Source organism: Sediminispirochaeta bajacaliforniensis DSM 16054, assembly GCF_000378205.1.
Lineage (GTDB): Bacteria > Spirochaetota > Spirochaetia > DSM-16054 > Sediminispirochaetaceae > Sediminispirochaeta > Sediminispirochaeta bajacaliforniensis.
Genome location: NZ_KB899409.1, coordinates 176,243 through 189,085 on the forward strand (window position 1 = coordinate 176,243; position 12,843 = coordinate 189,085).

Here is a 12,843-nt window from a genome sequence, read left to right on the forward strand (position 1 = left end):
CACACACGTAGACGCCCCGGCCTGAGATATCCTGATCACAACTGTGCGATGCTCCTGGGAATGACGGCATAATCCCTACCATCCCTGATGATCCTGGTCTCAACGCCGTACACATTTCGTATGAGTTCGGGATTGAGGATATCTTCGGGAGCACCCGATGCTTCGATATGCCCCTCATGCAGCAACACCACATGATCGGCACAGCGGGCCGCCTGAGAGAGGCTGTGAATGGTCATAACCGTTGCTATATTATGCTCTTTCGTAAAGAACGTAATTCTGTCCAGCATCTGAAGCTCGTTTTTGATATCAAGGCTGTTTGTCGGTTCATCCAGAAGAAGGACGCGAGGGCTGCCGACCAGCGTCTGGGCCAGGGATGTCATCTGCTGCTGCCCGCCGCTCAGTTCGTCGACATAGCGGGTTGCAAGATGAGCAATGCCGAGCTTGTTCAGAATCGACATAACCTGGTCGAGGTCCTCATCCCCTAGGCGCCAGGAAAGATCATCCAGACGGCCAAGAAGTACAAACTCAAATGCAGTCATCCGGGTCCGCATATCATGGTACTGAGGCAGATAGCCGATAAGGCGGTGCCACCTTGCCCTGTTCTTTCTGTTTTTGACACAGTCGTCCCATCTTACGATTCCCGTTGCCCCCTCCATATGGGAAAGGCATTTCAGGAGGGTCGATTTTCCGGCCGCATTCGGGCCGATTAAAGCCGTAATCTTTCCGGGAAGGGCGGTCATGGTAATCCCGCGGAGAACAGGAACGGCCGGCGTGTAGGCAAAGGTCAAATTTTCTGTAACAAGCATCACCGAAACCTCCTTCCCGGCTTAAGGAGCAGCACCAGCAAAAAGGGCACACCGATGAACGAGGTTATCACCCCCGGGGGAAAAATGGTTCCCGGAATGATGAGCTTGCTCAGAATAGACGCCAGGGAAAGCAGCAGCGAACCGCAAAGAAAAGAGGCAGGAAGGAAAAAGCGTTGGTCCTCCCCTGTGAACATGCGGGCGATATGGGGACCTGCCAGGCCGATGAAGCCTATGGTTCCGGTAAAAGCGACGATGGTACCTGTCAAGAGCGAAATCAGAACCAGTATCCGCATTCTCAGATGCCCCACATTGATGCCGAGGCTGACGGCTTTTGCGTCTCCCAGCCTGAGAGCCGTCAGTTTCCAGGCCTCCTTTGCAAACAGAGGAAGGACAATGCCGCATACCAGAGCCGTTACCCCCAATCGGGGCCAGGTCGTTTTTGTCAGGCTGCCGAACAGCCAGAAAACGATGGCCTGCAGCTGTTCTTCAGCGGCAAAAAATTCAAGCACGGCAATACCGGACTGAAAGAGAAACAGTACGGCTATCCCCGCCAAAACCATGGTCTCGGAACTCAGCTCCCTTCTTCCGTTCAAGGCCAGCACCAGCGCACTGGTCAGGAGGGAAAACAGAAAGGCATTGGCAGGAATCAAAACCGGCCCTGCCCACGGTAGTATGCCGACGCCGAGCACAATGGCGAGGGCGGCCCCAAACCCGGCGGCTGCGGACACCCCCATGGTAAAGGGGCTGGCCAAAGGATTATGCAAGATAGTCTGCATTTCGGCTCCCGCCGCCGAAAGCCCCCCGCCCGCCAGTATCGCCATGAGGGCAACGGGCAGCCTCAGACGCCAGATGATGAAACCGGACATTTGATCCTCATGCCCCGGCCTCAACAGGGATCGGATAACCGTCTTTAGGGAAAGAGGTACCGGCCCCGTCACGATATCTCCCATCAATAACAGCATGATGACCAGAAGCAGAACCGTAAGCATGATTTTCTTTCTGCCTGTAATGATCCGGTATAGTGCCCGTGAAGGAGATACCCCTTTCTTATCTGTTTCAGTCATCGAGTCCCAACATCCATACACCGCTGTAGGGAACCGGCATGAACCGTTCATGGAATTCTCTGAAGTTTTCTGCGGGATCGACGTCGGCAAACAGTTCGGGGTGGAGCCAGCAGGCGACCGCCTGTATTCCGGCAAAATTGTAGATTCTGAAAGAGAATCCGTGAAACAAACCGTAGACTCGTTTATTTTGTACGGCCTTGAGAAACTCCCATCCCTCGCGGTGTGTGAAATTCTCAAGCAGGACACGGGAAGAGGCCTCTTCGGCATGATAGCCGAGCCGCATGGATGTTTCATTGGCCGGCCAGTAGGAGCCGCTGATTATGATGGCATCGGGATCGGCTTCCAGAAGGTATTCCGGATTGATGGGACCGGTGTTCTGAATGATCCCATCGGCAATATTGGTTCCGCCGCCGGTGGCAATAAGCGCTCCCAGCCCCTGAGTCGATGAATAGGTGTTGCCGTATTCCGAAGATCCCTTTGAGCCGGATTCAATGTATGCCGTTACGTTTCGGACTTCGGACTCGTTCAAGCGATCGGTCACCACCTGTATCTGATGTTCATAATAATCGGTGATTTCCTTTGCCCGCTCCTGCTTACCGAGAAGTTGCCCGATGATAAGGGTACTGGGTACAGGATGTTTGAAGGGATCGATATAGTAGTCGATATATACGACGGGAATGCCTGCCTGGGCAAGGGATTCAATGTCAGCGTCTATGCCGTCCTGGGATTGCAGCCACAAAGGGAAGACAACCACATCGGGAGCCAGACCGACGACGGTTTCCAGACTAAATGTTCCCTTATAGTGGTAACCGATATCCCTGATTTCATCAATTTGGGGAAAAGCCTCTTTATAGGTACGGTAGGTATCCATATCGTATAGTTTCAGATCGGATCCCCAGCCGCATATCCTGTCAAACACCTCGGCCCCACCGACTGCGGCAAATTCATGCAGATGGCGGGATGATGCAAGAACGATACGCTCTGCCGGCAGCTTTACATTCACGACCCTTCCTGCAAGATCGGTTATGGGAGTAGCTGCCTGCATTTCCGCTGTAGATGACTGTAGTTCCGTTGCACCACCGGCAAAAAGGGACAGGGCCGCGGTCAGCATAAGAATCGCAGCAACGACAGCATGAAGAAGGGTTTTTCTCACACATGATACTATATTCATTCTTTTACTCCTTTGATTAATTCGGTGGCGGGGGCAAGGGAAAGCCGGTAGAGCAGCGGCATATTCCGTGCCCGTATCCTTCGTATCTCATGAAGGGTTTCTCGTGTGATGTCGGACAAACCGCATTGCCGAAACTGTTCTACGGCTTGTTCAGGTTCAACACCCCGACGAAAGGGAAGCTGACTGCTGACCTCTTCGCTATAGCCCAGATCGGAGGGCTTTGTCCTGTTGTACAGGATGAGACCGGCCTTGCGGCATACGGCTTTCAGGCGACCGGTAAGGCCGTTGCTATGCCACAGTCCGTCGATACAGAGCACGCAGCCACCGGGTTTTAGTACGCGTTTCCACTCCAGTACCGCCCGATTGGGATGAGGAAGGGTCCACAAAAGCCACCTGGATACGACAAAATCGAATGATTCACTTTCAAAAGGCAGGTTCTCGGCATCGCCAATCACAAAATTGAGATTCAGATTAAGAGCGGCCGCTTTCTCCCGGGCCCTGTCCAGCATCTCCCGGGTCAAATCCAGGGCAGTAATACGGTGCCCCTTCTGTGCCAAAAGAAGCGAGAAAAAACCTGTCCCAGCTCCGACATCGAGAATTTCCGCCCGATTGGGAGGGATATAGCGGCCGAGGACCGCTTCATAGGCCTGTATCTCTTCCTCTTCTTTTCTTGAAGCAGGAAACCGGTCGTACGTAGCACTTCGTCCGCGCCAGTACGCTTGGATGTGCGATTTTACATCAGACATGAGAACTCCGATCTTCACGTAAAAATGTTAGTAAGGAGTTCGTCTCCGATAGAGTCCCTTCATGGGAACCTTTGAGGGAAAACTTTCTACAATGGCTCAGGCCTTTTTATCCTGAATGGGGCTTCATGCCTTGCACTACTATATAATGCCGCTTTTCCGAAAGTCAATCCATGGAACATTCGACTGTGTAATGCCTTATGATGAAAGAAAGATTGACGATATTATAGTACTCAAGGCAAGGGGAGTGTCTGCAACGAGCAATTTGCCTTCCACAATCAGCTTGCCTTCCCGCATAAAGATGGGGTATGGTGGCTTCAATGAGTGAGCATATTCGGTTTCTTGACAGTGACCAGGCCACTTCGGCCTGGCTTGATGATATCAAGGCGAGGGGAGTTCGTGAGATCGCCGTGGACATCGAGGGGGAGTTCAACCTCCACCGCTACGGCGAGCATCTTTGCCTGGTCCAGGTATGGGACGGCGAAGTTCTTGCCGTTGTCGATCCCCTGGCTGTGGACCTTGCCCTGGTCAGAGAGATATTCGAGTCCGGCTCCTTTCGAAAGATTGTCTACGATTGCAGCAGCGACAGAACCCTGCTCTATCGAAGGTACGGTATATATTTCAACGAGGTGTGCGATCTCATGCCTGCGGTGGTTCTGCTTGATTTCCAGAAAAAGGGGCTTGCTTCGGTGCTCTCTTCGGTCCTGCATATCGAGGAAAAGCCGAAGAAAAAGTTTCAGCAGTACGATTGGATGAGCCGCCCCATCGATGGCGATGCCCTGGAATATGCCGCCGCCGACGTACTTCACCTTTTCACGCTCAAGGAGGAGCTTTTCAGGCGCCTGGAAAAAGAGGGGCTCAGCAATGAGTACGAGCGGCAGAACAGCGAGGTGACGAGCCGCCCGATTGACAAGGAGGGTACACCCGGCCTTTTCAAGAAAAAGCGTTTTCTCTGTATGCCCAAGAGCGGTAGGGACCAATTCTCACGCCTTTTTTCCATACGGGATGAGTATGCACGAGAGCTTGATCTGCCGCCCAACAGAGTGGTCTCAAACGATGAGCTCTTTTTGCTTGCCGCTTCACGATTGAAACCGAATGGGATCCGGCTGCCGAAACGGATGCATCCGAGCCGGGCCCAGGAGCTTCGTCACCGTTTCACGGAAGCCTTGAGCTAAAGGGGGGAGCGCAATAGCCGACCCCTTCGCCCGGCGGAGCGGAGAAGCGGAGCCGGAAAAAGCGAAGGGGAAGATGCGGCTATGAAGCGCGGGGGCACTCCCCCGCCCAATAGGTCAAAATTCTACCAAGGAAGACAAAAAGTTCCGATTGTTCGTCTCCTCTTGGTGCGGGTACAATTTTTGTATACGAACCATACAGGAGGAATCACATGAAGCGTCTACTGCTGCCGTTGCTGATCTGCACGCTGGTATCCGTCTCGCTTTTTGCAAACGGAGGCCAGGAACAGGCGGCCGAAGAGGGGCCCATAGAACTAGTGTTCTGGACCCATGAAGATCCAAACAGGACGGTTATCGAAGAGCGATACATCCAGGAATTCGAGGCCGCAAACCCCGAAATCACCATCAAACGGGTCACCCATTCGTCCACTAAGATCCAGGAGCTGGTGCTTACCGCCTTTGCAGCAAATCAGGGGCCCGATATCTTCAATATGTCCATCGAGGATGAGTACGCCTACATCGCCAACGGGCGGCTTTCACCGGTCGATCCGAAAGCAGTCGGGTATGATAACCTGACGGCACTGAAAGATGCCTACATTCCGAAAGTGCTTGATCCCGTCATCATGGATGGTAAGATCTACGGTTTGCCTTTGGAACTGACCAACTGGTGCATCTACATCAACAAGAATGTGTTTCGCGATGCCGGACTTGATCCGGAGACCGATTATCCCAAGACGTGGGAAGAGGTCGCCGATGTTTCGGAGAAGCTGATTATTCGCAATGGCGATATCATTACCCGCCGGGGTTTCGATTTTCGTTATCCCTACTATTTGGTTTCGATGGTGCCCATGGTGGAGCAGCTGGGCGGAAAGCTGATCAGCGATGACGGAAAGACCGCTATTGTCGGGGAAGAGGCGTGGATCGAGTTCCTCAACTATATGAAGGCATGGGGACCGAACGGACGAAATCTCGGGGCCCCGACCTACAAAAACGCCCGAAAACTTTTCAACTACGACAATAACGATATTGCCATGGCTATGACCGGGCTCTATCAGCAGGGGCGGATCAAGGCGGACGATCCGGAATTCTACGACAGCGGGAACTGGATGGTGGTCCCCTATCCCCAGTTTGCCAATGCCAAGAACGAGGTGGCAGGCTGCTATTACGGCCACTATTACATGGTAAATGGGCAAACATCATCGAGGCGCCAGGAGGCCGCGTGGAAGTTCATCGGCTATATGCTGGGCCACGGAGAGGAGTACTTAACCACCGTCAATATCATCCAGCCTACTAAAAAGCTCATGGAGTCGGAGACCTTTAAAAACATGCCCTACTCCAGCGTTTTCAGCAACGATATGGAAAAGGGTCACATTGTCTATTACGGCGAAAACAGCGCTAAGATGCAGGAGCTGATCAAGCAGGCCGTCGAATCGGTCATGCTCAGCGGCGTCTCCAGCGAAAAGGCCTATGCAACCCTCAAGGCCGAGGCCCAGGAACTTCTCGACGAGGAGTAATCCTTTGTATGCTCGGGCGAAGGGAAGGAGTGGAAGGCTTTTCCACCTTCCCCGCCCGTTTCTTTCAATTCTTTATCCGGAGTATAATCAGATGTCCCGACATCACGCATCATCGCCGCTGAAGCGGCATCAGGACCGCTGGGGGATGATTTTTGTCCTGCCGGCGATCCTCTTTTTTAGTCTTTTCAGCTTCTACCCGATCATCAACGCCCTTTTCACGAGCTTGTTTCGAAAAAAGGTGCTGAGCCTCAAGCCGCCGACCTTCATCGGCCTTGAGAACTATCATTACCTGCTCACTTCCGCCGATTTCTGGAACTCGATCAGGGCAACCATCGTCTTTACCCTGGGGACCTTTATTCCCCTCCTGGTGGCAAGCCTGATTCTCGCCGTGCTCATCACCCAGATGAGGCGGGGGCAAAAGTTTCTGCAGATGGCCTACTACAGCCCGGCGGTACTATCGTCGGTGGTGGCGGCTGCTATTTGGCTTTTGATCTTCGACCCGAGAGGGCTTGCCAACCAGTGGGTGAATTTCGTCATGAATACCCCGGGGGTCGATCATAAGTGGTTTGCAGATGCCACCATGGTCCAGATGGCAACCATGCTGGTCTATTTCTGGAAGTATGTAGGTTACTTCGTCATCATTTTTATCTCGGGGATCGCATCCATTCCGCCGACGCTTTACGAGGCGGCAAGGATCGACGGCTCAAGCAGCTGGCAGTCATTCTGGAGGATCACCCTCCCACTCTTAAAACCGACGGTGGTACTGGTATCCATTATGTCGATGCTGCAGTGCCTGAAGACCTTCAGCACCCAGTACCTCTTTACCCAGTCAGGGGCTCCCCAGGGACCGATCAACGTCATCACCATGAATATCTACAATACGGGAATTAGGGATCAGCGGATCGGGAGAGCCAGCGCCATGAGTATCATCCTCTTTGCCATCATGCTCTTCTTTACCTGGCTCCAGTTCTCCACCTCCAAAAGCGATGAGGTAAGTTACTAATGAACAGAATATCTCTACCCGGCGTTCTCGCCCGCATCATTCTCGCCCTTGCCCTGATCTTTGTCGCAGCTCCCCTTGTTTTCATGATTACGGCAAGTCTCATGCCCGCATCCGATATCGTAAAGATGCCCTATCGCTGGATACCAAAGCATCTTCATGTGGAGAATTTCGTCCATGCCGTTGCGGGAAACGACGGAAGTTTCATCTTTATTCGCAATATCTTCAACAGCCTGGTTGTCGCTTCGGTCGTCAGTATTACCACGGTGCTCATCAGCAGCCTGACCGGCTACAGCCTCTCGAAGTTCTCCTATCGGGGACGCGATCTTGTCTTTCTTATGATCATGGCGACCATGATGATCCCCTTTGAGGCGATCATGATACCGCTGTATATGGTCATTACCAAGATGGGATTGCAAAACAGCTATCAGGGCCTGATTCTTCCCTTTCTGGTGAACGCCTTCGGGGTCTTTATGATGCGACAATACCTGATAACCTTTCCGAATGAGTTCATCGACGCGGCACGGGTCGACGGCATGAGCGAATTTGCCATCTATCGTCAGGTGATTCTGCCAAATACCGGGCCTGCCATTGCAACCTTGGCCATCTTGGCCTTTCGCTCTCAATGGGACAACCTGCTTTGGCCGCTTCTGATCGCCCAGACCGAGAAGATGAAGACCATTCCCCTCTATATTGTGAAATTTACCGCCGAAATGCACACCGACGAGGGTGCAATGATGGCGGTGGCATTGATCGCAAGTGTTCCGATGTTTATTTTGTTTTTTGCCCTAAGCAACTACTTTGTCAGCGGGGCGGCAGTGTACTCAAGCAGGAAGGGCTAAAGCATGCTGATCATATTCGATATGGGAAATGTCGTCAGCAGCAATGTTGAGGTCCTTCCACAGATAGCCGAAAAAACAGGAATCGAGCTTGCCGATTTGAGAAGGGTCTGTGGGGATGAGTTTTGGGGCCTGAGTACGGGGAGGATCGATACCCGGGAGTTCTGGAGGATTTTTACAAAACACTACGGTATCGAGGTGAAAGAAGATTATCTCTCAACCCTGTTCAAGCCGGTGGTCGATGCCTCCATGGTCGATGTAATCGATCGCTTGAGGCGGACAGGTCACCGCGTGGTATGCGGGACCAATACCATAGCCTCCCATTACGAACACCACGTGAAGGCGGGCGATTACGGGGTCTTCGACAAGGTTTATGCCAGCCACATCATGGGTCTGGCAAAGCCGGATCCGCAGTTTTTTCGCTACATCCTGAAAAAAGAGGGGGCTACGGCAGCAGAGACACGTTTCACCGACGATCTGGAAGAAAATGTTAAGGCGGCACAGGGGATAGGAATACGCTCTCACCGTTTTACCGGAAGGGCCGGCTTAGAATCCTTCCTTGCCGTTTCGGCCATCGACGTTTTGGATGCGTGAACGATACAGGGTCGGGGAGAGACCGAAGCTGCGCTTAAAGGTCCGGGCAAAATAGCCCTGGTCACGAAATCCGCACAGTGAAGCAATCTCCCCTACCCTCAAACGCTGGTCGCCAAGCAGTTCAACTGCGGCCCTCAGCCTGTAGGAGGTCAACATCTCTACAAAGGTACGATTTCTCAGATCCCGGATGATTCTCGAAAGGTAGCTTTCGCTCAATCCCAGTTCCGATGCCGCGGCGGAGAGGGAAATATCTTCCCGGTAGCGTCTGCGGATAAAATCCTCGGCTGCTACGACATGGCGTTCTCTGCTGTCGTAATTTTCCATATCATAGGGGATCAGGGAAGCGGGGACGGTGTCGGGAAGAGGAGGCTTACCGGCAAGTAAGAGCTGACATCTTCTCAAGGCCCCTTCAAGCTCTGCATCATCGATGGGCTTAAGAAGAAAATCGACGACGCCAAGGCGGATGGCACGTCGTGCATAGTCAAACTCGTCATGACCGGTAATGACAATCGCGACCCGGGGAGAGGTGCGCTGCAAGAGGTCAAGTCCGCTGCCGGCGGGCAGCCGTATGTCCGTTACGACAAGGTCGGGACGATGCTCCTGATAGAGAGCCTCTGCTTCCTCTTCGGTTCCGGCCTCTGCGACAACCCTGAAACCGTGGCGCTCCCAGGGAACGGTTTCGACAAGCTCCTGCCGGAGATAGGGTTCGTCCTCGACAATCAGCACCGAATACATCACTCCTCCAAGGGGAAAAGAAAGGTGACGAGGGTTCCTCCATCCGGCGGGGATTCTATGGAAAAGCCGCCCCTATTCTGATAGAGCAGCTCCATACGTCTGCGAACATTTGCAATGCCGACCCGATCGGATTCCTCAATAACCTGCCGTAAACGGCCGGGCTCGATCCCCGGACCATCGTCTCTGATTGTAATGATAACATGGTCGGCCGCCTTCCGGGCACAAATCGTGAGCTCCAGCGGTTTTAGTGAGCTGTCAAGGGCGTGGACCACCGCATTTTCAACAATCGGCTGCAAAATAAGCCGGGGAACGGAAAAATCGGCAAGCTCCTCCGGGATAAGGAATCGGGCATAAAGACGCTCACCGAAACGATAGTGTTGGATGGCAATATAGCTTTTGAGAATATCGATACTTTCGCGAAGAGGAACGAAAGCCCCGTCGCCACCGACGGCGGCTCGAAAAAGCCGTCCCAGGCCCGTAGTAATATCAACGATTTCGGGAACGCCACGCAACTTTGCGATGGACTTGATGGTGCCGAGGGTATTATAGAGGAAATGCGGATTGATCTGAGCCTGCAGGGCCTTGCGTTCGGCCGCCTGAAGGGCGCGCTCCTCCTCCCGGGTACGCTCCACCAACTCGTCGAGCCGCTCCACCATGCGGTTGTAGCTGGTGACGAGAAGCCCAAGCTCATCATGGCGCTTTGTTTCGGGGAGTTTCGGGGGAACCCCTTCGGTGATCAACTCCATGGCAGCAACGACTGCATGGACAGGGGTTCCAATCTGCCTGCTGATGCGCCAGGCGGTCAGTACCACGGTGACGATGAGGACAAGGAGTATCCAGAGACCGATTTCCCAGAGCGGCTTCAGGGCAAGGCGATACTGATCGGAGTGGACGGTCCCCAGCAAAACAAGAGAGGTATCGGCAACGGCCCTGGGAATAACCAATAGACTTCCCTCCATGATTGTTTTGCCCTCCGCAATCATGCTCCGTTCGGCCTCGCCCATAAAGGTGAGTTCGGGAAAGTGATCAAAGGTCCCGTCTCTCTCCGGACGGAAGAAATCAAAGGCCTTCAGCCGCTCCTGGTCGATGAGGATCATGGAATCAAAAACGGGTTGCGCCCCTGCCGATATCAGGGCAGAGGCAAGAACATCGACCACCACATAACCACCGGGAATATCCCGCAAAAACGAGCAGGCGACCCGTTCTCCCCGCTCGGAAAGAAAGGGATCGAGGTAGAGGTAGGTGCGATCGGGATTGGGTCTGCTCTCGGAAAAAATACCCTCCATATTTTCGTAATAGGAGAGGTCGTATCGATGGGGAAGCTGATGGGTGGAATAGGAAATCTGCCCCCCGGATCCGAGAATATGGACCGAGGTTTCGTAGAGATGGCCGCCGATCTCGGCGTAAAGGGATTGGTAAAGCTCTTTGAGCCATGCGGAGTCCCGGGCTTTTTCTTCCAGACTAAAGGCATCGAGGACAATCGGGAGCTTGGAAACCGAGTATGCGATATGACGATAGATATCCAGCTGATCGGCCAGGGCCGAGGCGGCGATGGCCGCCGCATCTCTACCACGCTGGCTGTTGGCTCTGAGAATGGCGCGAAGGCTGGAGGCGTAGAAGCTGATACTTGCAGCGGCAAGGGGAAGAATTCCGACGAGAAAGAACGAGATCAAAAGACGGGTGAAATAGGCCTGCCGCTTCTCCCGTCTTCTCATGTGATCTTATCCGCTTTGAACGCAAGATCCCCTCCGATGAAGGTCATCAGGGGACGAAAGTTGTGGTCAAAAACGGCGATATCGGCTTGGTAACTGGGAATGAGAAGCCCCCTGCGGGAGAAGCCGAAGATGCGGGCAGGATTACTCCCCGCCATCTGGACCGCATGCTCCAGAGGTACGCCCCATTCGGTGAGGTTGGCGATCCCCTTCAGCATGGTCAGGGAACTCCCGGCAATGGTCCCGTCCTCGAGGCGGAAAACACCGTCGATGTCGGAAATTTTCATACCGTTGGCCCTGCCCTCAGACTTGCCGGTCCCGGCGAGGGCAAGAGCATCGGTAACAAGAACAACCTTGCTGACAGGCTTGTCGCGTAAGAGGAGTTTTATCAGTCCGGGATGGACATGATGGCCGTCGGCGATAATCTCACACGATATTTCGGGATGGATCATGATGGTTCCCACCGCTCCGGGGTTGCGATGGTGAAGCCTGCTCATGGCGTTGAAAAAATGGGTGGAATGGAGTATGCCTGCCTGCATTCCTTCGAGCATCTGTTCATAATCGGCATTGGTGTGGCCTGCCTGCAGGGTGATCTCCCGCTTCATACACCAGAGGGCAAGTTCCCGCATCCCTTTGAGTTCGGGGGCCACGGTCATGGTGACTATTTTCTTACCTGCGACGTGCCAGAGACGCTCCATAAGGGCGAGGTCCACTGCGGCCACTCCGTCGGCCGATTGTGCCCCGACCCGTTTGGGGGAGATAAAGGGCCCCTCCATGTGGATGCCGAGTATCCTCGCCCCATCCTCTTGCCCCATGGCATCGGCGCAAGCGGCAAGGGAGCTCTCCATGGTCCGACGTTCTCCGGTATAGACGGTGGGGCAAAAGCCTGTCACCCCATGGGAAACGAGGGCCCGGGACATACCGAGGATCGACTCGACGCTACAGTCGTCCACACCGAAGCCGCCAAAGCCATGAATATGACTATCGATAAAACCGGGGCTCACATAGGCCCCGTGAAGAGGGATGACCACATCATCATCCCCGATCGATTTCGCTGCAAAGCGGCGATCGGTGACGACATCGCCTATTCGCTCCCCCTCTATCATGAGGCTGCACGCATCCATCTTCATATAACCGGTCAGGATGGTCCCGCCGGTCAACCAGATTCTTTTCATCTTTTGCTGGTCCTTATTTCGTCAGGCTTTTTCGGCCTGGCGTGCGGCCCACTCCAACTGAAGGGTAAGATGGTCCAGGGACTCAAGCGGGGCAATTTTTGCCTTTTCCCGCAGCCGCTGAAGAGAAGGCAGCATGGTATTGGTATAACGCTCCACGGCTTCCCGCCCCCTGTCGGCAAGAGAAATCTCGCCTGACTCTTCGATATAATTCCGGATAAGGTGTTTGCTGCTGTTTCGCAGCTCCTGTCGATTGATATGTTCAATCAGGCGAAAAACCGAATAGAGAAATTGTCGTTCAAAGCTGGTGATAGGCAACCT

At 53.7% G+C, this 12,843-nt stretch carries 13 protein-coding genes; 5 read left to right on the plus strand and 8 right to left on the minus strand.

Translation table 11 applies throughout. The annotated features are described in order from the left end of the window. Positions 1 to 35: 35 nt before the first annotated feature. The 4 genes from F459_RS0105230 to F459_RS0105245 are packed head-to-tail and all read right to left on the minus strand — an operon-like array spanning position 36 to position 3,787. Entirely contained in the window at positions 36 to 806 is a 771-nt protein-coding gene (locus F459_RS0105230) for an ABC transporter ATP-binding protein (protein ID WP_020611683.1), read from the minus strand. Next, positions 806 to 1,870, minus strand: coding sequence for a FecCD family ABC transporter permease (locus tag F459_RS0105235; RefSeq protein WP_020611684.1), 1,065 nt, complete (start codon positions 1,868 to 1,870; stop codon positions 806 to 808). Before F459_RS0105235 ends, F459_RS0105230 begins: the two co-directional genes overlap by 1 nt. Then, a complete protein-coding gene (locus tag F459_RS0105240) occupies positions 1,863 to 3,041 on the minus strand; it encodes an ABC transporter substrate-binding protein (protein WP_020611685.1) in 1,179 nt (392 codons plus the stop codon). The genes F459_RS0105235 and F459_RS0105240 overlap by 8 nt, the downstream gene beginning before the upstream one ends. After that, a complete protein-coding gene (locus F459_RS0105245) occupies positions 3,038 to 3,787 on the minus strand; it encodes a class I SAM-dependent methyltransferase (RefSeq protein ID WP_020611686.1) in 750 nt (249 codons plus the stop codon). Before F459_RS0105245 ends, F459_RS0105240 begins: the two co-directional genes overlap by 4 nt. Before the next feature lie 317 nt (positions 3,788 to 4,104). Here F459_RS0105245 and F459_RS0105250 point away from each other — a divergent pair, with 317 nt between their 5' ends. The 5 genes from F459_RS0105250 (at position 4,105) to F459_RS0105270 (ending at position 8,903) form a co-directional block, all read left to right on the plus strand. Further along, entirely contained in the window at positions 4,105 to 4,959 is an 855-nt protein-coding gene (locus tag F459_RS0105250) for an HRDC domain-containing protein (RefSeq protein ID WP_020611687.1), read from the plus strand. Between the two features lie 209 nt (positions 4,960 to 5,168). Beyond that, complete coding sequence (locus F459_RS0105255; protein WP_020611688.1) at positions 5,169 to 6,470, plus strand: ABC transporter substrate-binding protein; 1,302 nt, start codon at positions 5,169 to 5,171, stop codon at positions 6,468 to 6,470. A gap of 4 nt (positions 6,471 to 6,474) precedes the next feature. Then, a complete protein-coding gene (locus F459_RS0105260; protein ID WP_020611689.1) occupies positions 6,475 to 7,473 on the plus strand; it encodes a carbohydrate ABC transporter permease in 999 nt (332 codons plus the stop codon). Next, positions 7,473 to 8,312 (plus strand): carbohydrate ABC transporter permease, encoded by an 840-nt coding sequence (locus F459_RS0105265; protein WP_013253957.1) that lies wholly within the window; start codon positions 7,473 to 7,475, stop codon positions 8,310 to 8,312. The genes F459_RS0105260 and F459_RS0105265 overlap by 1 nt, the downstream gene beginning before the upstream one ends. Before the next feature lie 3 nt (positions 8,313 to 8,315). Beyond that, positions 8,316 to 8,903: an HAD family hydrolase gene (locus F459_RS0105270; protein WP_020611690.1), complete on the plus strand. Its 588-nt coding sequence runs from the start codon at positions 8,316 to 8,318 to the stop codon at positions 8,901 to 8,903. On the opposite strand, the gene F459_RS0105275 is transcribed toward F459_RS0105270, so the two are convergent. Genes F459_RS0105275 through F459_RS0105290 form a run of 4 tightly spaced genes read right to left on the minus strand, consistent with a single transcriptional unit; the run spans position 8,856 to position 12,840 of the window. After that, on the minus strand, positions 8,856 to 9,638 hold the full coding sequence (locus tag F459_RS0105275) for a response regulator transcription factor (protein ID WP_020611691.1): 783 nt from the start codon (positions 9,636 to 9,638) through the stop codon (positions 8,856 to 8,858). The genes F459_RS0105270 and F459_RS0105275 overlap by 48 nt on opposite strands. After that, positions 9,638 to 11,353, minus strand: a complete 1,716-nt coding sequence (locus tag F459_RS0105280; RefSeq protein ID WP_020611692.1) for a sensor histidine kinase — start codon at positions 11,351 to 11,353, stop codon at positions 9,638 to 9,640. Before F459_RS0105280 ends, F459_RS0105275 begins: the two co-directional genes overlap by 1 nt. Continuing rightward, complete coding sequence (nagA, locus tag F459_RS0105285) at positions 11,350 to 12,525, minus strand: N-acetylglucosamine-6-phosphate deacetylase (protein ID WP_020611693.1); 1,176 nt, start codon at positions 12,523 to 12,525, stop codon at positions 11,350 to 11,352. The genes F459_RS0105280 and nagA overlap by 4 nt, the downstream gene beginning before the upstream one ends. A 21-nt stretch (positions 12,526 to 12,546) precedes the next feature. Further along, on the minus strand, positions 12,547 to 12,840 hold the full coding sequence (locus F459_RS0105290; protein ID WP_020611694.1) for a hypothetical protein: 294 nt from the start codon (positions 12,838 to 12,840) through the stop codon (positions 12,547 to 12,549). Positions 12,841 to 12,843 lie beyond the last annotated feature (3 nt).

Excerpts from the sequence above, each read along its gene's own strand:
- F459_RS0105230 (WP_020611683.1), bottom strand. The coding sequence starts at position 806 with ATGCTTGTTACAGAAAATTTGACCTTTGCCTACACGCCGGCCGTTCCT.
- F459_RS0105235 (WP_020611684.1), bottom strand. The coding sequence starts at position 1,870 with ATGACTGAAACAGATAAGAAAGGGGTATCTCCTTCACGGGCACTATAC.
- F459_RS0105240 (WP_020611685.1), bottom strand. The coding sequence starts at position 3,041 with ATGAATATAGTATCATGTGTGAGAAAAACCCTTCTTCATGCTGTCGTT.
- F459_RS0105245 (WP_020611686.1), bottom strand. The coding sequence starts at position 3,787 with ATGTCTGATGTAAAATCGCACATCCAAGCGTACTGGCGCGGACGAAGT.
- F459_RS0105250 (WP_020611687.1), top strand. The coding sequence starts at position 4,105 with ATGAGTGAGCATATTCGGTTTCTTGACAGTGACCAGGCCACTTCGGCC.
- F459_RS0105255 (WP_020611688.1), top strand. The coding sequence starts at position 5,169 with ATGAAGCGTCTACTGCTGCCGTTGCTGATCTGCACGCTGGTATCCGTC.
- F459_RS0105265 (WP_013253957.1), top strand. The coding sequence starts at position 7,473 with ATGAACAGAATATCTCTACCCGGCGTTCTCGCCCGCATCATTCTCGCC.
- F459_RS0105270 (WP_020611690.1), top strand. The coding sequence starts at position 8,316 with ATGCTGATCATATTCGATATGGGAAATGTCGTCAGCAGCAATGTTGAG.
- F459_RS0105275 (WP_020611691.1), bottom strand. The coding sequence starts at position 9,638 with ATGTATTCGGTGCTGATTGTCGAGGACGAACCCTATCTCCGGCAGGAG.
- F459_RS0105280 (WP_020611692.1), bottom strand. The coding sequence starts at position 11,353 with ATGAGAAGACGGGAGAAGCGGCAGGCCTATTTCACCCGTCTTTTGATC.
- nagA (WP_020611693.1), bottom strand. The coding sequence starts at position 12,525 with ATGAAAAGAATCTGGTTGACCGGCGGGACCATCCTGACCGGTTATATG.